This window comes from Microbacterium sp. G2-16M, from assembly GCF_055809115.1.
This window is the reverse complement of sequence record NZ_CM147897.1, coordinates 977,648-1,003,627: the sequence shown is the minus strand read 5'-3', so window position 1 is coordinate 1,003,627 and position 25,980 is coordinate 977,648. Positions and strand designations below refer to the sequence as shown.

At 71.6% G+C, this 25,980-nt stretch carries 28 protein-coding genes; 12 read left to right on the top strand and 16 right to left on the bottom strand.

All coding sequences use genetic code 11. The features are described from left to right. Positions 1 to 33: 33 nt before the first annotated feature. Genes AC0L6F_RS04985 through AC0L6F_RS04970 form a run of 4 tightly spaced genes read left to right on the top strand, consistent with a single transcriptional unit; the run spans position 34 to position 3,190 of the window. On the top strand, positions 34 to 945 hold the full coding sequence (locus tag AC0L6F_RS04985) for an ADP-dependent NAD(P)H-hydrate dehydratase (RefSeq protein ID WP_473539382.1): 912 nt from the start codon (positions 34 to 36) through the stop codon (positions 943 to 945). A gap of 26 nt (positions 946 to 971) precedes the next feature. Next, positions 972 to 2,210, top strand: a complete 1,239-nt coding sequence (locus tag AC0L6F_RS04980) for a glycosyltransferase family 87 protein (RefSeq protein WP_274637890.1) — start codon at positions 972 to 974, stop codon at positions 2,208 to 2,210. Between the two features lie 9 nt (positions 2,211 to 2,219). After that, positions 2,220 to 2,534 (top strand): thiamine-binding protein, encoded by a 315-nt coding sequence (locus tag AC0L6F_RS04975; protein WP_259612299.1) that lies wholly within the window; start codon positions 2,220 to 2,222, stop codon positions 2,532 to 2,534. Then, the gene (locus AC0L6F_RS04970; protein WP_259612298.1) at positions 2,531 to 3,190 is read left to right on the top strand and encodes an NUDIX domain-containing protein; all 660 of its coding nucleotides are present in this window, start codon (positions 2,531 to 2,533) and stop codon (positions 3,188 to 3,190) included. Before AC0L6F_RS04975 ends, AC0L6F_RS04970 begins: the two co-directional genes overlap by 4 nt. Here the strand turns inward: AC0L6F_RS04970 and metX are convergent. Next, positions 3,187 to 4,395 carry a homoserine O-acetyltransferase MetX gene (gene metX / locus AC0L6F_RS04965; protein ID WP_473539381.1) on the bottom strand — a complete coding sequence of 403 codons (1,209 nt, stop codon included), beginning with the start codon at positions 4,393 to 4,395 and terminating at the stop codon, positions 3,187 to 3,189. The genes AC0L6F_RS04970 and metX overlap by 4 nt on opposite strands. Before the next feature lie 303 nt (positions 4,396 to 4,698). On the opposite strand from metX, the gene AC0L6F_RS04960 reads away from it, so the two are divergent. Further along, a complete protein-coding gene (locus AC0L6F_RS04960; protein WP_274637892.1) occupies positions 4,699 to 5,643 on the top strand; it encodes a prenyltransferase/squalene oxidase repeat-containing protein in 945 nt (314 codons plus the stop codon). A gap of 126 nt (positions 5,644 to 5,769) precedes the next feature. On the opposite strand, the gene AC0L6F_RS04955 is transcribed toward AC0L6F_RS04960, so the two are convergent. After that, positions 5,770 to 7,092, bottom strand: coding sequence for a bifunctional o-acetylhomoserine/o-acetylserine sulfhydrylase (locus AC0L6F_RS04955; RefSeq protein ID WP_274637893.1), 1,323 nt, complete (start codon positions 7,090 to 7,092; stop codon positions 5,770 to 5,772). 169 nt (positions 7,093 to 7,261) lie between these two features. On the opposite strand from AC0L6F_RS04955, the gene AC0L6F_RS04950 reads away from it, so the two are divergent. The 5 genes from AC0L6F_RS04950 (at position 7,262) to AC0L6F_RS04930 (ending at position 11,768) form a co-directional block, all read left to right on the top strand. After that, positions 7,262 to 8,038, top strand: a complete 777-nt coding sequence (locus tag AC0L6F_RS04950; protein ID WP_473539380.1) for an SDR family oxidoreductase — start codon at positions 7,262 to 7,264, stop codon at positions 8,036 to 8,038. Continuing rightward, a complete protein-coding gene (locus AC0L6F_RS04945; protein ID WP_473539379.1) occupies positions 8,035 to 8,754 on the top strand; it encodes a Type 1 glutamine amidotransferase-like domain-containing protein in 720 nt (239 codons plus the stop codon). The genes AC0L6F_RS04950 and AC0L6F_RS04945 overlap by 4 nt, the downstream gene beginning before the upstream one ends. 78 nt (positions 8,755 to 8,832) lie before the next feature. Then, complete coding sequence (locus AC0L6F_RS04940) at positions 8,833 to 10,725, top strand: transketolase (RefSeq protein ID WP_274637895.1); 1,893 nt, start codon at positions 8,833 to 8,835, stop codon at positions 10,723 to 10,725. Continuing rightward, positions 10,722 to 11,051, top strand: a complete 330-nt coding sequence (locus tag AC0L6F_RS04935; RefSeq protein ID WP_473539378.1) for a hypothetical protein — start codon at positions 10,722 to 10,724, stop codon at positions 11,049 to 11,051. The genes AC0L6F_RS04940 and AC0L6F_RS04935 overlap by 4 nt, the downstream gene beginning before the upstream one ends. A 24-nt stretch (positions 11,052 to 11,075) precedes the next feature. Next, on the top strand, positions 11,076 to 11,768 hold the full coding sequence (locus tag AC0L6F_RS04930) for a uracil-DNA glycosylase (RefSeq protein ID WP_473539377.1): 693 nt from the start codon (positions 11,076 to 11,078) through the stop codon (positions 11,766 to 11,768). A gap of 28 nt (positions 11,769 to 11,796) precedes the next feature. On the opposite strand, the gene AC0L6F_RS04925 is transcribed toward AC0L6F_RS04930, so the two are convergent. The 10 genes from AC0L6F_RS04925 to AC0L6F_RS04880 all read right to left on the bottom strand — a co-directional run bounded on the left by AC0L6F_RS04925 (position 11,797) and on the right by AC0L6F_RS04880 (position 20,676). Next, positions 11,797 to 12,288 carry a hypothetical protein gene (locus AC0L6F_RS04925; protein ID WP_473539376.1) on the bottom strand — a complete coding sequence of 164 codons (492 nt, stop codon included), beginning with the start codon at positions 12,286 to 12,288 and terminating at the stop codon, positions 11,797 to 11,799. Positions 12,289 to 12,476: 188 nt separating this feature from the next. After that, complete coding sequence (locus AC0L6F_RS04920; protein WP_473539375.1) at positions 12,477 to 13,046, bottom strand: hypothetical protein; 570 nt, start codon at positions 13,044 to 13,046, stop codon at positions 12,477 to 12,479. Between the two features lie 206 nt (positions 13,047 to 13,252). Then, positions 13,253 to 13,618: a protealysin inhibitor emfourin gene (locus AC0L6F_RS04915; RefSeq protein ID WP_473539374.1), complete on the bottom strand. Its 366-nt coding sequence runs from the start codon at positions 13,616 to 13,618 to the stop codon at positions 13,253 to 13,255. Continuing rightward, positions 13,596 to 14,663, bottom strand: a complete 1,068-nt coding sequence (locus AC0L6F_RS04910; RefSeq protein WP_473539373.1) for a M4 family metallopeptidase — start codon at positions 14,661 to 14,663, stop codon at positions 13,596 to 13,598. Before AC0L6F_RS04910 ends, AC0L6F_RS04915 begins: the two co-directional genes overlap by 23 nt. A gap of 47 nt (positions 14,664 to 14,710) precedes the next feature. After that, on the bottom strand, positions 14,711 to 15,529 hold the full coding sequence (locus AC0L6F_RS04905) for an ATP-binding cassette domain-containing protein (RefSeq protein ID WP_473539372.1): 819 nt from the start codon (positions 15,527 to 15,529) through the stop codon (positions 14,711 to 14,713). After that, on the bottom strand, positions 15,526 to 16,314 hold the full coding sequence (locus AC0L6F_RS04900; RefSeq protein ID WP_473539371.1) for an ATP-binding cassette domain-containing protein: 789 nt from the start codon (positions 16,312 to 16,314) through the stop codon (positions 15,526 to 15,528). The genes AC0L6F_RS04905 and AC0L6F_RS04900 overlap by 4 nt, the downstream gene beginning before the upstream one ends. Next, positions 16,311 to 17,183: an ABC transporter permease gene (locus AC0L6F_RS04895; protein WP_473539370.1), complete on the bottom strand. Its 873-nt coding sequence runs from the start codon at positions 17,181 to 17,183 to the stop codon at positions 16,311 to 16,313. Before AC0L6F_RS04895 ends, AC0L6F_RS04900 begins: the two co-directional genes overlap by 4 nt. Next, on the bottom strand, positions 17,180 to 18,130 hold the full coding sequence (locus AC0L6F_RS04890) for an ABC transporter permease (protein WP_473539369.1): 951 nt from the start codon (positions 18,128 to 18,130) through the stop codon (positions 17,180 to 17,182). Before AC0L6F_RS04890 ends, AC0L6F_RS04895 begins: the two co-directional genes overlap by 4 nt. After that, entirely contained in the window at positions 18,127 to 19,635 is a 1,509-nt protein-coding gene (locus AC0L6F_RS04885; RefSeq protein WP_473539368.1) for an ABC transporter substrate-binding protein, read from the bottom strand. Before AC0L6F_RS04885 ends, AC0L6F_RS04890 begins: the two co-directional genes overlap by 4 nt. Positions 19,636 to 19,719: 84 nt before the next feature. Then, positions 19,720 to 20,676, bottom strand: a complete 957-nt coding sequence (locus AC0L6F_RS04880; protein ID WP_473539367.1) for an alpha/beta fold hydrolase — start codon at positions 20,674 to 20,676, stop codon at positions 19,720 to 19,722. A 44-nt stretch (positions 20,677 to 20,720) separates the two neighbouring features. On the opposite strand from AC0L6F_RS04880, the gene AC0L6F_RS04875 reads away from it, so the two are divergent. Further along, positions 20,721 to 21,197 carry a carboxymuconolactone decarboxylase family protein gene (locus tag AC0L6F_RS04875; RefSeq protein WP_259612291.1) on the top strand — a complete coding sequence of 159 codons (477 nt, stop codon included), beginning with the start codon at positions 20,721 to 20,723 and terminating at the stop codon, positions 21,195 to 21,197. Between the two features lie 59 nt (positions 21,198 to 21,256). Further along, positions 21,257 to 21,721 (top strand): SIP domain-containing protein, encoded by a 465-nt coding sequence (locus tag AC0L6F_RS04870; RefSeq protein ID WP_473539366.1) that lies wholly within the window; start codon positions 21,257 to 21,259, stop codon positions 21,719 to 21,721. A 13-nt stretch (positions 21,722 to 21,734) separates the two neighbouring features. On the opposite strand, the gene AC0L6F_RS04865 is transcribed toward AC0L6F_RS04870, so the two are convergent. The 4 genes from AC0L6F_RS04865 to AC0L6F_RS04850 form a co-directional block, all read right to left on the bottom strand. Beyond that, positions 21,735 to 22,196 (bottom strand): Fe-S oxidoreductase, encoded by a 462-nt coding sequence (locus AC0L6F_RS04865; RefSeq protein WP_274637907.1) that lies wholly within the window; start codon positions 22,194 to 22,196, stop codon positions 21,735 to 21,737. Then, positions 22,193 to 23,014, bottom strand: coding sequence for an arginase family protein (locus AC0L6F_RS04860; protein WP_473539365.1), 822 nt, complete (start codon positions 23,012 to 23,014; stop codon positions 22,193 to 22,195). Before AC0L6F_RS04860 ends, AC0L6F_RS04865 begins: the two co-directional genes overlap by 4 nt. 55 nt (positions 23,015 to 23,069) lie before the next feature. Further along, on the bottom strand, positions 23,070 to 23,855 hold the full coding sequence (locus AC0L6F_RS04855) for a PspA/IM30 family protein (RefSeq protein WP_473539363.1): 786 nt from the start codon (positions 23,853 to 23,855) through the stop codon (positions 23,070 to 23,072). 68 nt (positions 23,856 to 23,923) lie between these two features. Beyond that, complete coding sequence (locus AC0L6F_RS04850) at positions 23,924 to 25,945, bottom strand: TPM domain-containing protein (protein ID WP_473539362.1); 2,022 nt, start codon at positions 25,943 to 25,945, stop codon at positions 23,924 to 23,926. Between the last annotated feature and the right edge of the window lie 35 nt (positions 25,946 to 25,980).

Below are 25,980 nucleotides of genomic sequence, written 5' to 3'. Positions count from 1 at the left end.
TGCGGGATGGGCGGTGCGGGATAGGGTGGCGGCATGGTCGAGGCGGCGGTGTCGTGGACGGCTGCCGATGCGGCCGGTGCCCTGACGGGCCCAACCGCCGCCGATGACAAGTATTCCCGGGGAGTGGTCGGAATCCGCACCGGATCGGACCGGTACCCCGGCGCGGCGGTGCTCGGCGTCGAGGCGGCCTGGCGCACCGGGACCGGCATGGTCCGCTACCTCGGCGACCTCCGGCCCACCGAACTGGTCCTGGCACGGAGGCCCGAGACGGTGACGGCGGACGGGCGGGTGCAGGCGTGGGTGGTCGGGTCCGGGACGGATGCCGCATCCCGCCCGCCGGAGCAGACCGCGGCGCTGCGGCACGTACTGGCCGGCGCCGTGCCGGTGGTCGTGGACGCCGGCGCCCTGGACCTGGTGGACCAGGCCGGCGCGCCGTGCGTGCTCACCCCGCACGCGCGCGAGCACGCAGCCCTGCGGGCCCGGCTCGGGCTGCCCGGCGACCAGCCGGACGACGATGCCGGGCGTGCAGCATCCGCTCGTCAGACCGCCGCGACCCTCGGCGCGACCGTGCTGCTGAAGGGCTCGGTGACGATCGTGGCCACCCCGTCGGGCTGGACGGCCCGGGTCGACGCGGCCACGCCCTGGCTGGCCACCGCCGGCACCGGCGACGTGCTGGCCGGCGTGCTCGGTGCGCTCGTCGCGTCCGCGCAGGCGCAGGCCGAGGCGGACGGCGCGGGACTGGATGCCGAGGCCCTCGGCGCGCTGGCCGCGACGGCCGCGTGGGTGCACGGGCAGGCGGGGCTCCGCGCCGCGCGGCGCCGCGGGGGCGACGCGCCCGGTCCGCTGACGGCACTGGATGTCGCCGATGCGGTCCCGCCGGTGATCGCGGCGCTGCTGGCATCGCATTCGGCCCCGACATCCGCCCCGGCCCGGTCAGGGGGATGATCGCCGCGCCCGCTTAGGATGTCAGGGTGTCGAGGCGGGCGGGGATGTGGATCGCGTTCGTCCTCGTGCATCTGCTGGTCGCGGTCCTCGGCTTCGTGCTGCCGAACCAGCCGATGGGCGACGTCTACCTGGTCTATGAGCCGTGGTCGCTGAAGGCGCTCGCCGGCAGCGGAATCGTCGGGATCACCGAGCCGTGGGTGTACCCGCAGCTGGCACTGGTGCCCATGGTGCTCGCGCACGGGTTCGGCTGGATCTTCGGCTACGTCGTCGGCTGGGTGATCCTGGTGACGCTGTGCAACGCGCTCGCGTTCGGGATGCTGCTGGGCAAGGGACACTCCCGAGGGCGCACCGCGGCGGCGGCGTTCTGGCTCGCGTCCATCCTCCTGCTCGGTCCGGTCGGGCTGTACCGCATCGACGCGATCACGGTGCCGCTGGCGATCGCCGGATGCCTGTGGCTGGTCGGTCGGCCCTGGCTGGGCTCGGTGCTGCTGGCGGTCGCCACCTGGATCAAGGTGTGGCCGGCGGCGCTGCTGGCGGCCGCGGTCATCGCGGTGCGGCGTCGCGCGGCGGTGATCGGGGGAGCCGTGGTGGTCAGCGCGCTCACCCTGGTCACGGTGATCGCCGCCGGCGGGGCGCGCTACGCGTTCGGGTTCATCGGCGACCAGACCGGTCGCGGGCTGCAGCTGGAGGCGCCGGTGAGCACCGTCTACCTGTGGCGGGCCGTGGCCGGGATCGACGGCTCGTTCATCTACTACGACCCCGACATGCTGACGTTCCAGGTGACCGGTCCGAATGTCGATGTCGTGATCGCGCTGATGACCCCGCTGCTGCTGCTCGCCATCGTGGTGGTCGCGGCACTGGGCGCCGTGCAGGCGTGGCGCGGAGCATCCTTCGTCGCCCTCTTCCCGACCCTGGCGCTGGGCCTGGTGACGGCGTTCATCCTGTTCAACAAGGTCGGCTCGCCCCAGTACCTCACCTGGATCGCGGTTCCGCTCGTGGTCGGGCTGGCCATCCGCCGTCGCTACTGGCGGGCACCGGCCGCCCTGGCCCTGGCGATCGCGGTGCTCACCCAGGCGGTCTACCCGCTGACCTACGGCGGGCTGCTGGCCGCGCAGCCGTTGCCGGCGGCGCTGCTGACCGCCCGGAACGCCCTGGTCCTGGTCCTGTTCGTGTGGACCGTGGTGCGGCTGGCGCGGGTGCCGGTGCGTCCGCGGACGGCACGGACGCGCGTGCACCAGGGTGTGCGCCCGACCGCGGCGCGGTAGCGTCGGAACATGCTGATCGCCTTCTCCATCGCCCCCAGCGGGACGGGCCGTTCGGACGGCTCGGTCCACGATGCCGTCGCCGCCGCGGTCCGGGTGGTCCGCGATTCCGGGCTGCCCCATCGCACCACCTCGATGTTCACCGAGCTCGAGGGGGAGTGGGACGAGGTGATGGATGTCGTGAAACGGGCGACCGAGGCGGTGATGCCGTTCGGCTCCCGCGTGTCGCTCGTGCTGAAGGCCGACATCCGCCCGGGTTACACCGGCGAGCTGGACGCGAAGGTCCAACGATTGGAGACCGCGCTGGAGCGGTCGGACCAGGAATGACCGACATCCCCGTCGCGGGGACGGCGATCCTCGTGCGCGACGGCGGCCACGGCCCCGAGGTGCTGATGATGCAGCGCCCCGACCACGGCTCGTTCGCCGGCGCGTGGGTGTTCCCCGGAGGGCGGATCGAGTCCGTTGACCTGAGCGACGGCGCCGACGAGATCGACGACGCCCGGCGCGCTGCCGCCCGCGAGACCGCCGAGGAGGTGGGGCTGCTCATCGACGCCGACGACCTCGTGCCGTTCAGCGCCTGGACGCCTCCGGTGGGCATCCCCAAGCGCATCCGCACCTGGTTCTACCTGGGACGCGCGGCCGACGCCGCGCTCACCCTGTCGGCGGCCGAGGTGGTTTCAGCCGAGTGGGCGCGTCCCGAGGACGTGCTGGCGCGGCACGCGCGGGGCGAGCTCACGCTGTATCCGCCGACGTGGGTCACCCTGCACGGGCTGACCGGAGCCGACGATGCGACCGCGCTGACGGCATCCGTCCAGGCCACCGGCATCCGCTCGTTCCGCACGGTGGTCCGGCGGACCGAGGGCGCGCCGGCGTTCGTCTGGGAGCCGGATGTCGCGCACGACCCCGCGGTCGCCTTCGACGCGCCGGGAGTGCGGCACCGGCTGCTCACCGACGAGCTGCCCTGGCGGTATCTGGTCGACTAGCTGTCCATCAGCCGTCGCAGGTGCGCGCCCACCCGATCGGTCTCGATCAGGAAGCCGTCGTGGCCGAAGTCGCTGGACAGCACGACGGCCTCGTCCCCGTCGAGGGTGTGCGCGATGCCGCGGGCGATCCGGTGCTGCCCCTCGACCGGGAACAGGCGGTCGGTGTCGATGCCGAGCACGAGCGTGGTCGCCGTCACGCGCGCGAGGGCGTCCTCGATCCCGCCGCGGTCGCGGCCCACATCGTGCGAGTCCATCGCCTCGACCAGCCGGATGTACGTGTTCGCATCGAACCGCCGGGTGAACTTGTTGCCGTGGAAGTCGAGGTAGGACTCCACCGCGAACCGGCCGTCATGACCCAGCGGACTGACGCCGGACTGCCATGACCGGCTGAAGCGCATGTTCAACTCGGCCGGGCTGCGGTAGTTCAGCAGGGCCATCCGGCGGGCCAGGGCCAGCCCACGATGCGGACCGCCGCCGTCGCCGGAGTCGTAGTACTCGCCGCCCGCGAAGTGCGGGTCGATCTCGATCGCCTCCAGCTGCACCGAGTTCAGCGCGATCTGGTCGGCCGTGTTGAACGGCGGCGCCGACAGCACGCCGAGCCGGGCGACCCGGTCGGGGAACGTGACGGCCCACTCCAGGGCGTGCATGCCGCCCATCGACCCGCCGATGACGGCCGCCCAGCGATCGATGCCCAGCGCATCCGCCAGCATGGCCTGTGCGGCCACCTGGTCGCGGATCGTCAGATACGGGAAGCGCGAGGCCCATTCCCGCCCATCCGGCCCGATGCTGGCGGGACCGGTCGACCCCTGACATCCGCCCAGCATGTTCGGGGCGACCACGAACCAGCGGTCGGTGTCGATGGGGCCGCCGGGGCCGACGATCTCGTCCCACCAGCCGCCGGTGGGATGCCCCGGCCCGGCCGGTCCGCGCAGGTGGCTGTCGCCGGTGAGCGCGTGCAGGATGAGCACGGCGTTGTCGCCGGCCTCGTTCGGCTCGCCCCAGGTCTCGTACGCGAGCCGCACGAACGGGAGGTCGCGGCCGCCCTCGGTGCGGAACGCGCCCAGTCCGGCGAAGCGGCGACCGCCGACCGGGTCGCCGTCCCGCCACGCACCCGTGGCCGGGGGCCGCCCGAGCAGGGATCGGGCATCCGCCTCCGTCACCGGTGCGCTGGGCACGGTGTCCTCGGAGGTCTGCTGCCAATCCATGGTCCCATTCTCTCGTGTTCGCCCCCGGCCGCCCGGCCTGTTACGCGGCGCCGCCGCGCGGCATCCCGGCCCCGCGGCATCCCGGCCCCGCGCCAATCCGTCGAAACCGGGGATTCTCGTCCAGACCGGGTGCGTTTCACTGGGTTTGGCGGAGGATCCCCGGTTTCGACGATGGCGGGGCGGGCACGAGCGGGCTGGGCGCAGGGGCGCCAGCGCGGGCGCGGGCGGGTGCGCGGGCGCGGCGGGGTGCGCGGGCGCTGGCGCGGGCGCGGGATGTCGGAGGGGCGGCATAGGGTCGCGCGCATGGACGAAGCGATCGAATATCTGCTGGCCGGCGACCCCGCGATCCGCTGGCAGGTCATGCGGGATCTCACCGACGCGCCGGCCGCGCAGGTCGCGGCCGAGCGGGCGCGGGTGGCGAACGAGGGCTGGGGTGCGCGCCTGCTGGCCGAGCAGGCCGAGGACGGACTGTGGGACGGCGGTGTGTACCGCCCCGGCTGGGCCGACGAGGCCCGCCCCATGTACGACGCCTGGACGGCGACCCACTTCAGCGTGCAGCAGCTCGTGGACTTCGGAGTCGATCCCGCCGATCCGGCGGTACGCCGGGCCATCGACCGGATCCGCGACGCGGTGCGGTGGGATCACGGCGGCGAACCTTACTTCAGCGGCGAGACCGAGCCCTGCATCAACGGCGTGGTCGTCACGGCGGGCGCGTACTTCGGCCAGGACGTCGACAGGGCGGTCGCGACGATCCTGGCCGGGCAGCTGCCCGACGGCGGCTGGAACTGCTGGGCGGAGTACGGTGCGACGGTCTCGTCGCTGCACTCCACGATCTGCGTGCTCGAGGGCCTGTGGGCCTGGGAGCAGGCCACCGGGGGGACGGATGCTGCGCGGCAGGCGCGACGCGCGGCCGAGGAGTATCTGCTGGACCGGCGGCTGTTCCTGCGGCGCAGCACAGGCGCCGTGATCGACCCCCGGTTCACCTTGGCGTCCTACCCCGTGCGGTGGTTCTACGACGTCCTGCGCGGGCTCGAGTATCTGCGCCGCGCCCGGCCGGAGCGCGATCCGCGGTGCACCGAGGCGATCGAGCTGATCCGCGGCAAGCGCGATGTGCACGGCCTGTGGGCGCTGGAGAACACGCACGAGGGCCCGATCCTGTTCGAGCTGGACGACGAGCGGGAGGGCTTCCCGAGCCGCTGGGTCACGCTGCGGGCGCTGCGCGTGCTGCGCTGGTGGGACGACGCCTGAGCCCCGACATCCTGGCGCACGCGGCCGGAACGCCGAAACCAGGGATCCTCGTCCAGACCGAGCGCGTTGCGCTGGGTGTGGCGGAGGATCCCTGGTTTCGGCGAATCCTGGCGGCGGCCGGAGCGGTCAGACCCGCGCGGCCTCGCCGACCTTGCGCGCGGCGGCCAGCGCCTGCTCGAGGTCGTCCTTGAGGTCGGCGACGTTCTCCAGCCCGACCGACAGCCGCACCAGGCCCGGGGTGACGCCGCTGCTGAGCTGATCCTCGGGGGAGAGCTGCGAATGCGTGGTCGAGGCCGGGTGGATCACCAGCGAGCGGACGTCGCCGATGTTGGCGAGGTGGCTGAACAGCTTGAGGTTGTCCACGAACGCGCGGCCGACGTCCACGCCGCCCTTCAGCTCGAACGACAGCACCGCGCCCACGCCCTTCGGCGCATAGGTGTTGGCGGTCGCGTACCAGGGCGAGCTGGGCAGTCCGGCGTAGCTGACGGTCGCGACATCCTCATGGGCCTCCAGCCACTCGGCGATCTCCTGCGCGTTCTGCACGTGCCGTTCGATGCGCAGCGAGAGGGTCTCGATGCCCTGGATCAGCTGCCAGGCGCTGTTCGGCGAGATCGCCGGGCCCAGGTCGCGCAGCAGCTGCACCCGCGCCTTGATGATGTACGCGATGCCGTCACCGAGGACGCCGGAGTAGCTGACGCCGTGGTACGACGGGTCCGGTTCGGTCAGGCCCGGGAACCGGTCGGCGTGCGCCGACCAGGGGAACGTGCCGCCGTCGACGATCACGCCGGCGATCACGGTGCCGTGCCCGCCGAGGAACTTCGTCGCCGCGTGGATGACGATGTCGGCGCCGTGCTCGAACGGACGGATGAGGTACGGCGTGGCGATCGTGTTGTCCACGATCAGCGGAACACCGGCCGCGTGCGCCACGTCGGCGACCTTGCGGATGTCGAGCACGTTGATCTTCGGGTTGCCGATGGTCTCGGCGAACAGCAGCTTGGTGTTCGGGCGGATCGCGTCGGCCCAGGCCTGCGCGTCGTCCTGGTCCTCGACGAAGGTCGTCTCGATCCCGAGCTTGGCCAGCGTGTACTTGAGCAGGTTGTACGTGCCGCCGTACAGCGCGGAGGAGGCCACCACGTGGTCGCCGGCGCCGGCGATGTTCAGGATCGACAGCGTGGCCGCCGACATGCCGGATGCCACGACGAGGGCTGCGGTGCCCCCCTCCAGCGCGGCGAGGCGCTGCTCGACGACATCCTGGGTCGGGTTCTGGATGCGGGTGTAGATGTTGCCGGTCTCGGCCAGCGAGAACAGGTTGGCGGCGTGCTCGGTGTTCTTGAACACGTACGAGGTGGTCTGGTAGATCGGGGTGGCGCGCGCGCCGGTCACCGGGTCGGGCTGGGCGCCGGCGTGGATCTGCGCGGTCTCGAACCGCCAGTTCTCGGTTGCGGACATCGGAATCTCCTCGGGGTCGGGTGCCGTGCGGGTCGGGATCGCTCCGCCGGGACACGTCCGACAGTACGGATGCCGCGGCCCGTCGACAACGCCCGGGAAATGTGACGTAACCTGCCCGGTCGCGCGCCGGGTGCGGCGCTGCGCCCCGCGGGCTGAGTACCGTGGAGGGATGAGCAGACGTGCAGTGGTGACAGGGGCCAGCTCGGGCATCGGGGAGGCGACGGTGCGTGCGCTGCGCGCCACCGGATGGGATGTCGTCGGGGTGGCACGCCGCGCCGACCGGCTGGCCGTCGTGGAGGCCGACACCGGGGCCGTCGCGTTCGCGGCGGACCTGACCCAGCAGGCGGATGTCGACGCCCTGGCCGGCTGGCTCGATGAGACCGGAGGCGTGCGCGCGCTGGTGCAGGTGGCCGGCGGTGCCCGGGGCACCGATCGGGTCGAGGACGGCGATCCCGCCGACTGGCAGTGGATGTTCGACGTCAACGTGCTGGCCGCCCAGCGGCTGGTGGCGGCGCTGCTGCCCCGGCTGCGCCGGGCCGCGGCATCCGACGGCCATGCCGATCTGGTGTTCGTCACGTCGACCGCCGCGCAGGGCGCCTACCCGGGCGGCGCGGGCTACAACGCGGCCAAGGCGGGCGAGGCCATGCTCGCGCATGCGCTGCGGCTGGAGCTGAACGGCGAGCCGATCCGGGTGGTCGAGGTCGCGCCCGGGATGGTGCGCACCGAAGAGTTCACCCTGAACCGGCTCGGCGGTGACGCGGCGGCCGCGGAGAAGGTCTATGCGGACGTGGAGGCTCCGCTGCGCGCGGAGGATGTCGCCGACGTCATCGCGTACGCGCTGAACGCGCCCGGCCACGTGAACCTCGATCTGATCACGATGCGGCCGGTCGCCCAGTCCGCCCAGCATCTGCTCGCGCGCGGGCCGCTGACGGTGCGCGGCGAGTGAGCGTCCATCTCGTCGGCGGGGGCTGGCAGGACCAGCCGGACGGTGTCGCCTACGCGCCGTTCGTCGCCGAAGCCACCGCGCGCGCACTCGAGGCTGGTCGCGACATCCCGCGCGTCGCCGTCGTCGCCGTGCGCCACGGTGACGGGGAGGATCATGCGGCACGCCTCATCGCCGCCGCAGTGCCGGCCGGGGCGATCGACCCGGTCGTCACCGCGGTCGCCGAGACGGGCCGGGTGCCAGAGGCGGCCTTCGACGGCGTCGACGGCATCATCATCGGCGGCGGACTGACGCCCGCCTATCGCGACGTGCTCGAGCCGTGCTTCGACCGCATCCGGGCAGCCGTCCTCGCCGGCGTCCCGTATCTGGGTTTCTCAGCCGGCTCGGCGATCGCCGCGACGCACGCACTCGGCGGCGGATGGCGCATCGGCGGGGTCGAGATCGCACCCGAAGACGTCGCAGAGGACCTCGAAGAGGTCACCGTGGTGCCGGGCATCGGCCTCATCGACATCAGCGTGGAGGTCCACGTGGCGCAGTGGGGCGCGCTCTCGCGACTGGTCGCCGCCATCGAGGCCGGGCTCATCGAGTCGGGCGTCGGCATCGACGAGAACACCGTCCTCATCGCGGGGGACGGCGCCCTGCGCGTGGCCGGCGCCGGAAGCGTCTGGACGGCAGCCGGATCGCCGCAGGGCGTCGTCGTCCGCACGCTCGGCAGGTGAGTCGCGACACCACTAACTCGCGCCTCTCCATCCCGCAAGGGGGTGGTTCCGGCCCGTCCGCCGTCTTATCGTCGGACCATGTCGGAGTCACACACCACCACCTTCGGAACGGGATTCGATGACATCCGCCGGCTGGCCGCACAGCTGCGGGTCGATTCGCTGCGGGCGACGCAGGCGGCGCAGTCGGGACACGCGACCTCGAGCCTGTCGGCCGCCGATCTCATGGCGGTGCTGCTCGCGCGGCACCTGGAATACGACTGGCACGCCCCGAACGATCGCGACGGCGATCACCTCATCTTCTCGAAGGGGCATGCCTCACCGCTGCTGTATTCGATCTTCAAGGCCGCCGGGGTCATCGACGACGACGAGCTCGTGCACACCTACCGGCAGTTCGGGTCACGCCTGCAGGGTCACCCCACTCCGGTGCTGCCGTGGGTGGATGTCGCGACCGGATCGCTGGGGCAGGGGCTGCCGATCGGCGTGGGTCTGGCCTGGGTCGCCGACCGGCTGGAGAAGCGCGACGATCACGTCTGGGTGCTGTGCGGCGACGGCGAGTTCGCCGAGGGCTCGGTGTGGGAGGCGCTGGAGACCGCCGGCGGCAAGCGGCTGGCCGGGCTGACGGCGATCGTCGATGTCAACCGGCTCGGCCAGAGCGGCTCCACCGCGCTCGAGTGGGACATGGACGCGTACGTCCGCCGGGTCAGCGGCTTCGACGTGGACGCGGTCGTGATCGACGGACACGACCTCGAGGCGATCGACCGCGCGCTCTCCGACGCGCGTGCGAGCGACCGGCCCACGGTCGTCCTGGCGCGCACGATCAAGGGCAAGGGCGTCCCCGAGGTCGAAGACCTGAACGGCTGGCACGGCAAGGCGCTGCCGGACGACATGACCGCACGGGCCATCGACCGGCTCGGCGGGGTGACCAACGGCATCCTCGAGCGGCATCCCGCCCGGCACGTGCCCTCGCCGACGGATGCGGACCGGGCCGCGGCGGGCGGGGTGCCGCGTCCGAGCGTCGAGCTGCCGCGGTACGAGAAGGGCGACGAGGTCGCCACCCGTGCGGCGTTCGGCGCGGCGATCGAGGCGCTCGCCGTGGTCGAGAAGGTCGCGGTCGTGGACGGGGACGTCGGCAACTCCACCCACGCCGGTCAGTTCGCCGAGGCGGCCCCGGACCGGTTCTTCGAATGCGGCATCGCCGAGCAGCAGCTGATCTCCACCGCGGTGGCGCTGTCGGTGCGCGGCTTCACCCCATACGCCGCGACGTTCGCCGCCTTCTTCTCGCGCGCCTACGACTTCATTCGGATGGCGGCCATCTCGCGGGCGGACCTGCGCCTGTGCGGGTCGCACGCCGGCGTGGAGATCGGCGAGGACGGCCCGTCGCAGATGGCGTTGGAGGACATCGCCGCACTGCGGGCGATCCTGGGCTCGACGGTCCTGTACCCGGCCGACGCGACCAGCGCGGCGGCGCTGACGGCGGCCATGCTCGATGTGCACGGCATCTCGTACCTGCGCACCACCCGCGGCGCGTACCCCGTGCTGTACGACGCGGACGAGACGTTCCCGATCGGCGGCAGCAAGACCCTGCGCGAGGGGGAGGATGTCGCACTGATCGGCGCCGGCGTCACCGTCCACACCTGTCTGCAGGCCGCCGAACGCCTCGCCGAGAAGGGCGTGCAGGCGCGGGTCATCGATCTCTACTCGGTCAAGCCGGTCGACGCCGAGGGACTGGTCACGGCGGCCGAGGCATCCGGCGGTCGTCTGGTCGTCGTCGAGGACCATCACGTCGAGGGCGGTGTCGGGTCGGCGGTGCTCGAGGCGCTGGCCGACGAGGGGGCCCGGCCGCGGGTCCGGCTGCTGGGCGTGCGCGGGCTGCCCGGCTCGGGCACCGCGCAAGAGCTGATGGATGCCGCGGGTATCGGCGTGGACGACGTCGTGCGGGCGGCGATCGGCCTGGTGGAGGGGGAGTCGTGAGCGATGACGAGCGGCGCGATCCCTCGGCGGTCACCGCCCAGCCGGCGCTGACCCGGTCGACCGGCCGACGCTGGCTCATCTGGGGCGCCGCGCTGGGCATCGTCGTGGTGGTGGTGCTCGGGTTCCTGGTGCCCGTCGAGCCGACCACGGCGATCATCGGCCTGGTCCTGGTGATCGCGATCTATCTCGCCATGGTGGTCGTCCGGCTCACCGTGCGGCCGCGGCGCGCGCGGCTGCTGACCCTGGCCTCGTTGCTGGGCGGGATGGCGGTGGTCTCGGTGATCTCCATCCTCATGGTCGGCGTGGTGTCCTCCGGGCAGGGGTGATCGCCCACCGCCTACGCTGGTCGGGTGGCGATGACACTTCCCGAACTTGCCGATGCCGGACTCATCGACGCCGACTGGGCGGGCGAGCTCGCCCCGGTGGCCGGCGACATCGCCGCATTGGGGGAGCGCCTGCGCGCGGAGGTGGCCGCCGGGCGTCACTACCTGCCCGCCGGCGACCGGGTGCTGCGCGCGTTCGCCCGGCCCCGCTCCGAGGTGAAGGTGCTCATCGTGGGTCAGGACCCTTACCCGACCCCCGGGCATCCGATCGGGCTGTCCTTCGCGGTGGACAGGCACGTGCGGCCCCTGCCGCGCAGCCTGTCGAACATCTACCAGGAGCTGCAGGCCGACCTCGACATCCCACCCGCCGCGCACGGTGACCTGTCGGGCTGGAGCGAGCAGGGGGTGATGCTGCTGAACCGTGTGCTCACCGTCGCGCCGGGGGCCCCGGCATCCCACCGCAACTGGGGGTGGGAGAAGGTGACCGAGCATGCCATCGGTTCGCTGGTGGCCCGCGGCGGACCGCTCGTGGCGATCCTGTGGGGGAGGGATGCTGCAAACCTCCGCCCGCTGCTGGGTCAGACCCCGATCATCGCATCCGCGCACCCGTCGCCGCTGTCTGCGCACCGAGGCTTCTTCGGCTCGCGCCCGTTCTCCCACGCGAACGAACTGCTGGTGGCGCAGGGCGCGACTCCCGTGGACTGGCGCCTGCCGGACTGAGCGGCGGCATTGCTCCACACCGAGTTCGTCAGTGCGCGTCTCGGAACATGACGGCGGACAGCAGGTCCTGTATCTGCTTCGTCACGGTGGCCGTAGGCGAAGCGACGCACGCGTCGATGCGATAGCCCGGCCCGGCATTCGCCGGCGGACCAGCCGTGACGAGCAGCGTACGGGACCACGTCGTGTTGCGTGGACAGTTCCCTATCCGACCTGCCGGCGGCAGGAGCTCCGCAGAGCCTGATCTGTTGATCGAACGGTTGGGCTTGTATGGCGGTACCGTGATGCCCACACCCGACGAGATGATGATCAGAACCCCGTCGTGGTCAAGGTTGGCGACAGGCGGTCCACACTTCACGTTGAGATCTCCACCGGGGTAACGGGTGAAGACGCATTGCGGGCCCGGGGTTTGCTCCGTGAGGTAGCCGACGATCTGAGTCGCCCCGAATCCGTCGTTCTCACCGGGGACGTAATGCCAATCCGCGGGATGGATGATCGTGAAGACACCCGCATCGGTGGTCACCAGGGAAGTATCGGGGACACTGGTCTGAGGTGCGGTTGGCGTCGCAGAAGTGATCGTCGGTGCAGACGAGTCGGACGGCGGAACCATCGCACTGCACCCTGCTGCAAGCAGGACGAACGAGAGCAGCAGGGCCACCCCCGTCGGTCGCTTCACCCGCCTCGAACGGGGATCCCCGAGCAGCGAAGCCATCACATCAGGCGCAACGGAAGTGATGCATCGTCCATGATGAATTGGACTGCAGATATGCCGGTGAAAGGCCGACGGGCCCTATCAACGATGCCTGCCCAGTTGCCGCCGGGCGAGTCAAAGTGCATGTTGGTGGATACACAAGCGCTGACGGGTACGAAGCCCGAATAGTTTGCCCAATCCTTGCCCCACGCCGCAGTTCCGCCGGTGGTCGCCGGGCGCTCGGGTATCCCGTAATAGTCCAACTCCTGCTCGGTGGCGGTTGCGGGCGTCCAACCTGCCGGCGGGATGGTCTCGACGATCCGACCACCATCGAGGGCGCGGACTGTTGCATCACCGCGGACCGACGTCGCGATGGGCTGTCCGTTCAATGTGGGCACCGCCGACGTGACTTTCACGGACAGTGGCGTGCAGACGGGTGTGGATGGTGCCGCTGCTGTTCGAGATGCCGTTGCATGAAACGTGGCAGAATCGCGCGTGCTGGCCGTCGCTGACCATGACGCGGGTGTCACGAAGAGGGCGACGATGACCACGCCAGCGAAAAAGATGCTTCTCGTCGACAAGCGCTTCATCCTCCGCCCCCAGTCGGACTGAAATGACTTGGTCGGAGGCGACCATCCCATTCCACTCATCTCGGCTTACCACAGACCGGAGTTCCCGTTGCCGTCTCTTTGCTTATAGTTGTCTATGAATAGCTCTGCTCTTGGGTGCGGGGCGAAGTGGTCGCGCGTGGACAAGAGGGGTCCCGCGCCCCGCTCATCCCTCGGGCCGCGCTCGCTCAGCGGCCGGTGCGACGTTCGCGCTCGAACGCCTGCACCTCATGGACCAGATCGCGCCACGGCCCCTGCATCCGCGACTCGGAAAGCCGTGCCGCGCGCTGCGCCTCGTCCAACTGGGCACGGATCTCCCACGCGAACCTGTCCGCCCCCTCGGGCGGCTCCTGGGCGATGGCGTCGTCCCACGGGCACTGTCGGATCAGCGCAGCCCAGCGCGACGCCTCATCCCCGGACGGACGAGCGGTCCACGACCGCCGCAGACCGGCGATGCCGCCGGTGCGGATCACCGTCACCGACACGGCCGACGCATCGGCCGGGACGTCGGCGGGACCGTCGTCCGGTTCGTCAGCGGGATGCGGAGTGTCCATCGGCGAGCACGCCGACGCTCGTCCACGCGGAGCGAACAGCGGCGACCTCCTTCGCATCCTCACCGTACTCTGCCGCAGCGGCCGCGAGGGTCTCGTCCGCGAACCGGGCGAAGTCGGCGTCCGCGGGCAGCTGCCCGCCGGTGACGGTCCGATACCAGATGAGGCCCGCGCGCTCCCAGGCGTACCCGCCGATCGCGATGGCCGCGAGATAGAACGCGTGGTTCGGGATGCCGGAGTTGATGTGCACGCCGCCGTTGTCGTCGCTGGTGGTCACGTAGCCGGCCATCGTCGCCGGCTGCGGATCCTTGCCGAGGACGTCGTCGTCGTACGCGGTGCCGGGTGCCTTCAGCGAGCGCAGGGCGACGCCCTGCACCTCGGCCGAGAAGATGCCGGCCCCGACCAGCCAGGTGGCCTGGTCGGCGGTCTGCTGCTTCTGGTACTGCTCGGTGAGCACCCCGAACACATCCGAGATCGACTCGTTCAGCGCGCCGGACTGCCCCTGGTAGTCCAGGCCGCCCGAGCTCTCGGTCACGCCATGGGTCAGCTCGTGCGCGATGACCGTGATCGACCCGGTGAACCCGGTGAACACGTCGCCGTCGCCGTCTCCGAACACCATCCGCTGCCCGTTCCAGAACGCGTTGTCGTAGTCCGTGCCGTAATGCACGGTGGCGTCCAGCGGCAGCCCGCGACCGTCGATCGAGTCGCGCTGGTAGGCGTTCCAGTAGAAGTCGAACGTCACCCCGAGCCCGTCGAACGCCTGATTGACCGCGGTGTCGGCCACCGGGGGCTCGTCCTCGGTGCGCACCGTCGTGCCCGGCAGCGTCTCGGTGCCGGCCGCGTCGGCGATCGTCCGATCCGGCGACGGGGAGGTGCGGGCCACCAGCGTGCCGCCCTCGACGCTGAGTTCGAGCCGGCTGCGCTGCTCGTGATACCGCGGCGCCGCGACCAGTGTGTGCTGCGCCGCCTGCGCCGCCCGCGCCAGATGCGGCTTCTGCGTGCCCGCCACCCGCGTCAGCAGGAAGGGCGGGACGATCCCGTACTCCATGATCCGAGAGTAACCCCCACCCCCGACGGCGGGGCGGATGCCGCGGCTCAGGCGCCCGGGTCGATCACCGGGATCGATGCCAGCAGTCGGCGGGTGTACGCCACCTGCGGCTCGAGCAGCACCTTCTCGGTCGGCCCCTCCTCGACGATCCGGCCGTCCTTCATCACGATCACCTCGTCGCACAGGCTCTGCACCACGCCGATGTCGTGCGAGACCAGCACCAGCGCCAGCCCGTCCCGTGCCCGCAGCTGGCGCAGCACCTCCAGGATCTGCGCCCGCACGGTCACGTCCAGAGCCGACAGCGGCTCGTCGCCGATCAGCAGCCGCGGTCGGTGCACGATCGCCCGCGCCAGCGCGATCCGCTGGCGCTGGCCGCCGGAGAACTCGTGCGGGAACCGGCCGGCCATCTCCGGCTCCAGGCCGACGTCGGCCAGCACGTCCCGCACCCGCTCGCGTCGCCCGGTGCTGCCCGACCGGCCGTCGCCGTCCAGGCCGAGCGCCCACAGCGGCTCGCCGACGATCCGGCCCACACTCATCCGCGGGTCCAGCGACGCATACGGATCCTGGAACACGATCCCCGTCCCGCGCCGCAGCCAGTGCAGCGCCCGTGCGCCCGCCCTGGCGTCCACCGGCCGGCCGTCGAAGGCGACGGTGCCGGCCGTGGGCACGTCCAGCGCGAGCAGGAGGCGGACCAGCGTCGACTTGCCCGAGCCGGACTCGCCGATGATCCCCATCGCCGAGCCCTCCCGCACGTCGATGTCGGCGTCGTCCAGCGCGGTGGTCAGTGCGCGCGGGCCGAAACCGGTCCGCCGGGCGGGGTAGCGCCGGGTCAGACCCCGTCCGCTGAGCAGGAACGGTGCGGTCATGATCGTCCCTCCGGCTTCCACAGCGTCGCGGTCGCGTCGCGCAGCAGCCCCTGGGTCACCGGTGAGGCCGGTTCGGTGAGCAGCCGGCGCACCGGCGCCGACTCGACGACGTGGCCGTGCTCGAGCACCACACCGTGGTCGGCGATCTGCGACAGCACCGCGAGGTCGTGCGTGATGAACACCAGCGACATGCCGTCGTCGTCGACCAGGGACTGGAGCAGCTCGAGGATCTCGGCCTGGATCGTGACATCCAGCGCCGTCGTCGGCTCGTCCGCGATCAGCAGCCGCGGCCGGCAGGCCAGCGCCATCGCGATGGCGACCCGCTGGCGCTGCCCGCCGGAGAGCTGATGCGGGTAGCGGTCCACGATCCGCTCCGGATCCGGCAGATGCACGCGCGCGGCCTCGGCCACGGCGCGCTCCCGCGCCGCCCGACGGGACACGTGCTCGTGGATGCGGACGGCCTCGGCGATCTGCCGGCCGACCGTGCGGATCGGGTTCAGCGCCGTGCGCGGCTCCTGGAACACGATCCCGATCTCGTCGCCGCGGATGTCGGCCAGCTCCCGGTCGGGCAGGCCGATCAGCTCGCGATCGTTCCAGCGGATGCTGCCGCCGGCGGTCGCGCCGTCGGGAAGCAGCCCCAGCACGGCCAGGGCGGTCAGCGACTTGCCCGAACCGGACTCGCCGATCAGGCCCATCCGCTGCGAGCCGGCCACCTCGAACGAGATGCCGTCCACGACCCGCCGCCCGGCGATCTCGATCGTGAGGTCGCGCACCTGCAGGCTCACGCGATCACCTCCGGCTGCGGCATCCGCTCGTCCGACCGCCCGGACAGTGTCGGGTCGGTGACCTCGCGGAGGGCGTCGCCGAGCAGGTTCAGGCCGAGCACGGTGAACGTGATCGCCAGCCCCGGCCACAGCACGGACAGCGGGTGGACGGTCAGGTACTGCTGCAGCTCGGCCAGCAGCAGCCCCCAGCTCGGCTGGGTGGCCTGCGCGCCCACGCCCAGATACGACAGCCCGGCCTCGGCGAGCACCGAGACGGCCATGCCCCAGGACAGCTGCACGATGAAGATCGGCGCCACATTGGGCAGCAGATGCCGGAACAGGTTCTGTCCGGGGGTGAGGCCGGACGCGACGCCGGCCAGCACGAAGTCGCTGTGCAGCACGCGGCGCAGCTCGGGGCGGGTGACCCGCGCGATGTTCACCCCGAATCCGATCCCGACCGCCCAGATCACCACCCACAGCGAGCGGCCCCAGATCGCCGAGATCATCAGGGCGATCAGCAGCACCGGAAAGGCGATCAGGATGTCGACGAACACCGCGACCGATTCGCGGAGCCAGCGCGCGGTGAGGGCCCCCAGCGCGGCCAGTGCGATCCCCACCACGGTGGCGACCACGGCCGACCCGATCGCGACGACCACCGTCGTGCGCGCCCCGTTCATGATCAGGCTGAGGATGTCGCGGCCCGACCCGTCTGTGCCCAGCAGGTGCGGCCATCCGGGCGTGAGCCAGCGGGCGGCGATGTCGACGTGCTGGGCGTCGAACGGGGTCCACACCAGCGAGACTCCGGCGGTGAGCAGGATGACGGCCGCCACCACCACGCCGAATCGGCCGGTCGAGCGGCGCCACAGGCGGCGCACCCACGAGCCGTTCATGCCGCCTCCCGCTGCCGCGGGTCGATGGCCCGGTGGAACAGGTCGACGAGGAAGCCGATCAGCAGGACGAACCCGGTGAGGACGAGCAGCTCGCCCTGCACCTTGATCAGATCGCGGTTGCCCACGTCCTCCACCAGCATCCGCCCGATCCCGGGGAGGGAGAACAGCTGCTCGATCACCACCGCGCCCACGATGATCCCGGCCACCTGCAGTCCGAGCACGGTGATGACCGACAGCGCCATGGTGGGCAGTCCGTGCCGGATCAGCGCCTGGGTGCGGGTCAGTCCCTTGGCGGCCGCGGTGCGCACGAAGTCCTGGCCGACCGCCTGCAGGGTGGCGCTGCGGACGAAGCGCAGGAGCATGGCGCCCTCGACCACGCCGATGGTCACCGCGGGCAGCAGGAGCGCGCGCGCGGCCAGGCCGGGCTGCTGCCATCCGGCGCGGGGGAAGCCCTGCGCCGGCAGCCAGCCGAGCCACACCGCGAACACCACCACCAGCATCATCCCCGCCCACACCACCGGCACCGCGGCGACCGCCTGGGAGGAGACGTTGACGGCCGTTCCGCCGGCGCGACCGCGCAGGATCGCGCTGAGCACGCCCAGCGGCACGGCGATCACCAGCGCCACCGTCATCGCCATCAGCCCGAGCGGCACCGTCACCTGCGCCTTCTGCGCGAGCTCGCTGAGCACCGGCGTCCCGGTGATCAGCGACGCGCCGAAGTCGCCGTGCAGGATGCCGGTGATCCAGGTGCCGTACTGGGCGGGCAGCGGCGCGTCGAGGTCGAGCTGACCGCGAATGGCGTCGATCTGCTCGGGCGTGCTGTTCGTGCCGGCGATGAGCTGGGCCACGTCTCCGGGCAGCACCCGGAGGGTGAGGAAGATCAGCACGCTGGCGACGAACAGCCCGACCACCAGGAGGGCCAGTCGCGTCAGCGCGTAGCGGATCACCCCTTGCTCTTGGCGATCTCGGCCAGGTTGAGGCGTTCGTTGACGTTCACAGACGGCATACCGGTGATGTTAGTGCCGACCGCGACCACGGATGCGCCGTTGTACACCCAGTCGGCCGCTGCGTCCTCGGACACGATGCGCGCGGCCTGCCGCAGCAGCCCGGCCGCTTCGTCCTCGCTGGTCGCGGTGAGCGACTGCTGGTACAGCTCCTGCACCTTCGGGTTGTCGTAGGTGAAGTAGTAGTCCGGGTTCGCCCAGTTCTCGAAGTCGCGGGCCTCGGTGTGCAGCACGAAGCTGAGCTCGTAGTCCTTGTTCTGGTACACGTCGTTCAGCCAGGTGGGGAACTCGACCTGGTTCACCTTGAGGGTGATGCCGACGGCGTTCAGGTCCGAGACCAGGATCTGCGGGATGGTCGTGCCGTACCCGTTGTAGATGGTCAGCGTCAGCGTGATGTCGGAGGCGCCGGCCTCCTTCAGCAGCTGCTTGGCCTTGGCCGGGTCGTACGGGGCGATCGAGGACAGGTCCTCGTAGCCGGGGTCGAGCTCGGGGATCGGACCGTACAGCGTCTGGCCGGAGCCGAGGGCCGTGATCACGGCCTTGTGGTCGATGGCCTGCCGGATCGCCTGGCGCACCCGCTTGTCCTTCAGCCACTTGCTGTGGCTGTTCATCGCCAGGGTGCCCTTGTCGGTGGATTTGCCGAGCACGAGCTTGTAGTCGCCGTTCGCCTCGATCTGGTCCTTCAGATTGGCGTCGAACCCGGTGACCACGTCCACCTCGCCGGCCTGGGCGGCGTTCAGAGCCGCCTGGTTGTCGGGGATGTAGTCGAACACGATCTCCTTGACCTTGGCCGGGGTGCCCCAGTATGCGTCGTTGCGCGCGAACGTGATGGAGTCGCCCTGCTTCCAGCTGGACAGCGTGAACGGCCCGGTGCCGTTGGCCTTGGTCTTGTAGTCGACCTTGTCGTCCTTCTTCAGGATGACGCCGGACCGGCCGGACAGATTCCACAGCAGGGTGGAGTCCGGCTCGGACATCGTGATCGTGATCTTCTGTCCGTCGGCGGTGACCGACTTCACCCGCGACAGCCGGCCCGCGTCGGCCCAGCCCTTCTGCGTGCGGTGCTGGTTCAGCGACCAGACCACGTCCTCGGGGGTGAGCTTCTGCCCGTCGTCGAAGGTGACGCCCTCGCGCAGGGTGAAGGTGTAGCTGAGACCGTCCGGAGCGGCGGTGAAGTCGCTGGCCAAAGACGGCACGATCTTCTGGTCCGGGGTCCGTGAGACCAGGCCCTGGTAGATGTTGTCCATCAGGATCTGGTCGAGGGCGGCCCCGGAGGTCTGCCGGATGTCGAGATTGCTGGGCTCGAGGACCAGACGGATCGCGACCGACGCGTCCGGGTCGGGCGTCCCGCCCGCGGTGGGCGTCGTCCCGCCGTCGCCGGTGCAGCCGGTCAGGGCGAGCGAGGCGGCGGCGACGAGTGCGGCGGCGGCCACCAGGGTGCGTCGAAGCATGAGGTTCCTTTCGCGGGCTGCGGACAAGCCTAGACCGACCGATCGACGACCGTTCGCCGTAAGTCATCCCCACGCAACACAGCGTCAGCCGCCGGCCGCTGCGCCGGATGCCGTCGCGCGCTCGCGCAGCATCCGCCCGAGCGGCACCGGCAGCTCCTCCTGCACGTTGTGGCCGGAGGCCACCACGACGACCGCGGCCTGCGGCAGACGCGCGGAGAAGTCGGCGGCCTCATCCGCGGTGACGTAGCCGTGGTCGCCGCGGATCAGGGTGACCGGCGCGGTCACGCGCGCCAGGTCGCCCCACCCGCCGCGGTCCAGGACGGTGCCCACGGCATCCGGCCCTCCGGCCGGCGGGTTCGCCGCCATCGCGGCGGCGAGGTGGGCGAAGTGGTGCTTCCACTCCACCCGTCCGTCGTCGCGCACCCGGGAGTTCAGATACACGCCGCGGGTCGCGGCGGTGCGTGAGCCGCCGAGCCCGAACGCGAGCGCCCGCTCGACCAGTTCGTCCCGGGTCGCCCAGTCGGTGGGTCCGGCGAAGAACTGCGCGATCTGCTGGGCGTTGCCGTTCGGGTCGATCCCCGGCGTGATGTCGACGATGACGAGCTCGCGCACGAGCTCGGGGGCGGATGCTGCGACGGATGCCGCGGTCAGGCCGCCGAGCGACTGTCCGACCAGCAGCTGCGGACGATCGGTCCACGCGCGCAGGCCGGCAACGACATCCGGTGCGAGCACGGGCGGGACATAGGCGAGGTCGTCCCGCCAGGACGAGTCGCCGTGCCCGGGCAGGTCGATGGCCAAGGCGGGCAGGCCCAGGGCGAGGATCGTGGTGTCCCAGGTGTGGGCGTTCAGCCCCGCTCCGTGCAGGAATGTGACGGCGGGGGACGCCTCCGGGTCGTCGGCGGGCGTGTAGCGCAGGGCGCTGAGGGTGCGCCCGTCCGGCAGGGCCAGGCTCAGCCGCCGGCCGGTGGGAACGGGACCGTCCAGCCCGTTCTCGGCGGACTGCGCGGGCAGGAACGAGAATTCGTTGAAATCGTCGGTCACCCCGACATTCTCCCAGCACGCAGGCACTCGATAGGCTGGCGCACATGACCGATCAGCCCCGCGTGCACCTGTCCCGGGCGTTCCGGCCCGCCTTCGATGCGCTGGACGCCTTCTCCAAGACTGTGCGGGAGCAGGCGACTCAGTCCGGCATCGACGACCGGCTGGCCGAGATCGTCCAGGTGCATGCCTCTCAGCTCAACGGCTGCGCCTACTGCGTGCGCATCCACGTCGACCGGGCGGTGGAGGCGGGGCTGGATGCCGACGTCATCGCCCAGATCGCGACCTGGCGCGAGTCGGGCGTGTTCACCGAGCGCGAGCGGGCCGGGCTGGAGTTGGCGGAGGCGTTCGTCTTCATCCACGAGGACGGCATTCCGGACGACGTGTACGACCGGGTGGGCGGCATCCTCTCTGAGAAGGAGTACGTGGCCCTGAGCTGGCTGCTGGTCTCGATCAACTCGTTCAACCGGGTGGCCATCGCCGGGCGCTACCCGGTGCCGCCGCGCACGAAGACCGGCGCCTGACGTCTGACGCAGCTCCGCAAGGTTAGGCATGCCTATCCTTGCGGTACACTGATCAGGTCATGGCCGCACACACCTCCACCCGCACGCCGATCAGCGCCGTCGCGCGCCGCCGCGCACGGCTCGGACTGGTGCAGCACCTGATCGCCGCCGACGAGTCGTCGCTGGGCGAACTGCAGGCGCTGCTTGCGACGCTGCCGCTGTGTGCGACCGGCCGCGTGTACGTCGAGGTGCCGGATGCCTCCTGGATCGGAGAGCTGACGGTCCCCGGCCGGATGACGGTGACCTGGCTGGACCGCTCGGCCCGCAGCGGCGCTCCGGGCTCGGGTCGGGCCTGTGCGCGCGGCGCGGCGCTGTCGCGCGCCGTCATCGCGTGGGCCGACGAGATGATGTGCGCCCCGGGCGACGAGACCCGGGTGTTCCTGCTGGGCGGCTACCTCGGAACCGCCGAGATCGCGGACCACCTCGCCGAGCACCTGGATCGTCCGGTCGAGACCCTGCACGTGCCGGCCGAATACGGCCTCTGAGCCCGCACGGCCGTCAGCGCGCCGATCCTCGCGGCACGTAGTTGCCGTCCTCCAGCCCGGCCTCGATCTCGAATCGGTTGCGCAGCGGGTCGCGCCCGGCCAGCAGGTACAGCAGCGGCATCAGGATGCCGTATCGGCGCCATTGGCGGGCGTGTACGGCCTCGTGTCTGAGTACGGCGTCGCTCGGCTCGGCGTCGCCGGTGAGGAAGCAGGATCCGACGCACACGCCTCCGCGGCGGAACGTCCACGGCGGCAGCCCGCGGAACACCCAGAGTCCGTCGCGCCGTTCGACCCGGCCGGTGCTCCACAGCGCGCCCCACGTCCAGCCGGTGACCGTGCCGTACCAGGCCCCGGCGCGGCTGATCGGCGAGTCGAGCAGGAACGGCGGGATCAGACGGTCCCAGGCGCGCCCGCGCGCCACGGCCCGCTGCGCCCGCCGCTGCCAGTCCTCCGGCGGAATCGGGATCGGGCTCATGCCAGCGCCCCCACGATGCGCAGGATCGCCCCGAGATCGGCGACCGCGGCGGACGGAGAGGCGGGCGAGAACTCGGTGATCGCCCCGCCCAGCAGCGGGGCGACCTTCCGGATGTCCGAGATGGCAGAGGTCACGGCCGCGACATCCGGTCCGAACGGCTCGGGCGCGCTCAGCCCGGTCATCGCGGCCGGGTCGAGCACGTCGAGGTCGACGTGGATGAACACGCCCGAGGGGCGGCGCGCGGCCACGGCGTCGGCGAGCGTGCCCAGTTCACCCACCGGCACGACGGCCACGCCCAGGCGCTCGATCAGCTCGGCCTCGGCGGGGTGGATCTCGCGCACACCGACCAGGATCAGCCGATCCGGCGCGAGACCGTGCTCTGCCGGGCGGGGGACCCGCTCATCCACCAGGGCGCGCACGGCCATCGAGTCGTAGGCGCCGGTGGGTGACGATTCCGGGTCGTGCAGCCCGGCATGCGCGCTGAACCACACCACGACCGCGTCCGGATCGGGCGCGCCACCGGTGCCGCCGATCGCGGCCAGCGCCGCCGTCGTGGCCACCCCGGCGTCGCCGCCGACCGTCAGCACCGGCTCGTCGATGTCGGCCAGCGCCGTCAGCTGCGCGCGAGCGGAGTGCTGCAGGGCGCTGAGTCGGTGGACCCCGGAGTCCAGGGACTCGCCCGCCTCCATCGGGACGTCCACCGTCAGGCAGGCGGACCGGGGCAGGTCGCCGGCGATGGCCGTGGCGCCGTCGATCAGCTGCATCGCGCGCGACGAACTCGACCCCTGCCATTGGGGGACGACGAGGAATCGGGTCATCGTGACCTCCTGGCGGCGCCGACCATCCCGAGGATACCCGGCGCCGCGGACCGGCTCAGGAGCCGGGGGTGTACGGCGCGGACGGCGCGTCGATCGCGTTCTGGGCGGGGGCGGCCGCCACGGCGGGAGCGTCCCCGGCCTTCAGCGCGGCCAGCCGCGCCTCGACCTCGGTGAGCTCGCCCATGTCGTCCAGCTGGTTGAACTGGGCGTCCAGGCTCGAGGCCGCCAGCTCCTGCTTGCCCTGGGCGAGGGCCTCCTCGCGGCGGATCTTCTCCTCGAAGCGACCCAGGTCGCTGGTCGGGTCCATCACGTCGATCGACTTGACGGCATCCGCGACCTTGTTCTGGGCCTCGGCCGTCTTCTGCCGGGCGATCAGCTCGGCCGACTTGGCCTTGAGCTCGCCGAGCTTCTGCTTCATGCCGTTCAGCCCGTCCTTGAGCTGTTCGACGGTCTTGTTCTGCGCGGCCAGCTGCGGCTCGGCGGACTTCGCCTCGCTCTCGGACTGGATCTGGCGCTGCAGGGCGACCTTGGCGAGATTGTCGAACTTGTCCGCCTCGGCGGTGTGCCCGGACCCGCGCAGCTGGTCGGCCTTCTTGCTGGCTGCAAGCGCCTTGCTGCCCCAGTCGGCGGCGGCCTGGACATCCTCTTCGTGGTCGCGCTCGAGCAGACGCAGATTGCCGATCGTCTCGGCGATGGCCGTCTCGGCATCGGCGATGTTGTTCGTGTAGTCGCGCACGAGCTGGTCGAGCATCTTGCGCGGGTCCTCGGCGGAATCGAGCATCGCGTTGATGTTCGCACGCAGGAGCGTGGAGATCCGGCCGAAGATGGACTGCTTTGCCATCGGGTGTTCCTTTCCTGAAGGGTCGTGTCAGGTCGTTGCGGGCACGGGCGGGGGAGAGCTGGGCAGGTTCAGAAGCGACCGCCTCCTCGCCGGCCGCGGGTGCCGCCGCCGCCGAAGCTGCCGGCGGAGAACCCGCCGACACCCCCGCCGCCGCCGAACCCGCCGCCGAAGCCGCCACGGCGTCCGCCGCCGAAGCCGCCACGGCGTCCGCCGCCGCTGAGCAGGGAGTTGATCACGATCCCGCCCAGCATGGCGCCGAGCATATTGCCGCCGCCTCCGGATCCGCCGAGTCCGGCTCCGCCGAAACCGCCGACGTCGCTCTGAGCCCCCTGCAGGGCGAGCCCGGCCAGCTGGTCGGCACGCTGGGCGTGCTGCAGGGCCTGATCCGGGTCGGTCGATTGCAGCTGCTGCGCCTGCACGAGTTCGGCCCCGGCCTGTGCGAGCCGGGTGCGGGCGTCGGCGCCGATCGCGCCGCGCCGCGCGGTGACATAGTCCTCGGCGGCCGAGACCTGCGCCTGGGCTTGGTTGATCGTCTGCCCGAGCATCTGCTCGGCCCGGCGGCGCCGTGCCTGGGCGTCGCGCGCGCCGGCGACCACCTGGTCGATCTGCGCGTTGACCGCCTCCAAGCCCTTCAACGTGGCGAGGGGGCGCTTCTGCGCGCTCGCGATGTCGGCGCGGGCCGCCTCGACCTGCGCCTGCGCGGCCGTGACCGCCGCGGCCACCTGGCCGTCGGCGTCGGGCAGCCCCGACGCCGTGGCGATGTCGCCCTCCAGCTCCTGGATCAGCGCGGCCGCCTGCTGCTGCCCGGCGGCCAGGTCGTCGCCGAGCTTGCCGATGGCCGCCTCCAGCAGCTGCGCCTGGTCGGCGGCCTGCTCGGCCGCGCGGATCGCGACGGCCGCCTGGCCGCCCTCGCCCGCCGCGATGGCCTGCGCGGCGGCGGCGAGCTGCTCGTCGGCGAACGCGAGGCGCTGCTGTGCCTGCGCGATGTTGTCGGTGACGGTGGTCAGGGCCTCGGGGGCGTATTCGGCGGTGAGCTGCTGCAGGCGGGTGGCCGCGGCATCCATCGCCGCCTGTGCGTCCTCGCGCTGCCGGTGCACCCGGTCGAGCGCCTCGGGCGCGTTCTGCTCCAGCTTGCGCAGCTCGTCGAAGGCGGCGGCCTTCTCGTCCAGGCTCTTGTTCGACTCCTCGCACAGCTGGATGATCTGCGCGTTCCAGGCGCGCTTCTGCTCCTCGGTGTCCTCGGTCGCGTCGTCGAGCTTCTGCTTCAGGGCGAAGGCCGCGTCGAGGTTGGTCTTGGCCTGGGCGAGCGCGGCGGCGAACTCGCCGGTCGCGTCGTCGCCGAACTGCGCGCGGGCGAAGCCCAGTTCCTGCTCACTCGTGCGCAGGGCGTCGTCTGTCTGCACCAGTGCCGATCCGGCGCGACGCACCAGCTCCTTCAGATCGAGCCGCTGCAGCGCGGGGCCGCTCGTGCCGGCCGCGGCCTTGCGCCGCCGGGAGCGCACGAGCACGATGACGAGCACGATCGCCACGACCACGACGACGATGATCAGGATGACGGTGAGCACGCCGCCCCCGCCGCCCGCGCCGCCGCCGGAGCCGTCGGCCGCCCCGGATCCGCCGGAGGCGGCGTCGGCCAGACCCGCGGTGGCCGCCGTGACCGCCCCCGCCCAGTCCTCGGAGGCCAGCGCCGGCTGGATCCGCTGCTGCTCGATGGTGCCGAGCGCCTCGGTGGAGACCGGGCCGGACGAATCGCCGGACAGATAGAACTGGCGCGAGGTCACCGCGACCGCCAGCAGATACTGGTTCGGGCCGAGGCCGTTCTGGCTCGCGGTCTGGTTCGCCCATCCTTCGGCGTCGGACGGCGAGGTGAACTCGTCGACGTAGACGACCCAGAGGTTCATGTCGGTGTCGTCGGCGAACTTCTGCGCGGCCTGCTCGGCGTCATCGTGCTGTGATGCGGGCAGCGCCCCGGCGTCGTCGAGCACGTAGTCCTGGCCGAGCGTGACCGGATCGGTCGCGAACGCCGCGGCCGGGGCGAGGATCAGCGCGGCGCACGCCACGAGACCGGCCACGATCCGACGAACGCGCATCGGTCTCCCTTCCCACCGGGCGGACAGCCCTGACG

Bases quoted from the DNA above. Each gene is read 5' to 3' on its own strand.
- AC0L6F_RS04985 (WP_473539382.1), top strand. From the start codon at position 34: ATGGTCGAGGCGGCGGTGTCGTGGACGGCTGCCGATGCGGCCGGTGCC.
- AC0L6F_RS04975 (WP_259612299.1), top strand. From the start codon at position 2,220: ATGCTGATCGCCTTCTCCATCGCCCCCAGCGGGACGGGCCGTTCGGAC.
- AC0L6F_RS04970 (WP_259612298.1), top strand. From the start codon at position 2,531: ATGACCGACATCCCCGTCGCGGGGACGGCGATCCTCGTGCGCGACGGC.
- metX (WP_473539381.1), bottom strand. From the start codon at position 4,395: ATGGATTGGCAGCAGACCTCCGAGGACACCGTGCCCAGCGCACCGGTG.
- AC0L6F_RS04960 (WP_274637892.1), top strand. From the start codon at position 4,699: ATGGACGAAGCGATCGAATATCTGCTGGCCGGCGACCCCGCGATCCGC.
- AC0L6F_RS04955 (WP_274637893.1), bottom strand. From the start codon at position 7,092: ATGTCCGCAACCGAGAACTGGCGGTTCGAGACCGCGCAGATCCACGCC.
- AC0L6F_RS04950 (WP_473539380.1), top strand. From the start codon at position 7,262: ATGAGCAGACGTGCAGTGGTGACAGGGGCCAGCTCGGGCATCGGGGAG.
- AC0L6F_RS04940 (WP_274637895.1), top strand. From the start codon at position 8,833: ATGTCGGAGTCACACACCACCACCTTCGGAACGGGATTCGATGACATC.
- AC0L6F_RS04920 (WP_473539375.1), bottom strand. From the start codon at position 13,046: ATGAAGCGCTTGTCGACGAGAAGCATCTTTTTCGCTGGCGTGGTCATC.
- AC0L6F_RS04915 (WP_473539374.1), bottom strand. From the start codon at position 13,618: ATGGACACTCCGCATCCCGCTGACGAACCGGACGACGGTCCCGCCGAC.
- AC0L6F_RS04910 (WP_473539373.1), bottom strand. From the start codon at position 14,663: ATGGAGTACGGGATCGTCCCGCCCTTCCTGCTGACGCGGGTGGCGGGC.
- AC0L6F_RS04905 (WP_473539372.1), bottom strand. From the start codon at position 15,529: ATGACCGCACCGTTCCTGCTCAGCGGACGGGGTCTGACCCGGCGCTAC.
- AC0L6F_RS04895 (WP_473539370.1), bottom strand. From the start codon at position 17,183: ATGAACGGCTCGTGGGTGCGCCGCCTGTGGCGCCGCTCGACCGGCCGA.
- AC0L6F_RS04885 (WP_473539368.1), bottom strand. From the start codon at position 19,635: ATGCTTCGACGCACCCTGGTGGCCGCCGCCGCACTCGTCGCCGCCGCC.
- AC0L6F_RS04875 (WP_259612291.1), top strand. From the start codon at position 20,721: ATGACCGATCAGCCCCGCGTGCACCTGTCCCGGGCGTTCCGGCCCGCC.
- AC0L6F_RS04870 (WP_473539366.1), top strand. From the start codon at position 21,257: ATGGCCGCACACACCTCCACCCGCACGCCGATCAGCGCCGTCGCGCGC.
- AC0L6F_RS04865 (WP_274637907.1), bottom strand. From the start codon at position 22,196: ATGAGCCCGATCCCGATTCCGCCGGAGGACTGGCAGCGGCGGGCGCAG.
- AC0L6F_RS04860 (WP_473539365.1), bottom strand. From the start codon at position 23,014: ATGACCCGATTCCTCGTCGTCCCCCAATGGCAGGGGTCGAGTTCGTCG.
- AC0L6F_RS04855 (WP_473539363.1), bottom strand. From the start codon at position 23,855: ATGGCAAAGCAGTCCATCTTCGGCCGGATCTCCACGCTCCTGCGTGCG.
- AC0L6F_RS04850 (WP_473539362.1), bottom strand. From the start codon at position 25,945: ATGCGCGTTCGTCGGATCGTGGCCGGTCTCGTGGCGTGCGCCGCGCTG.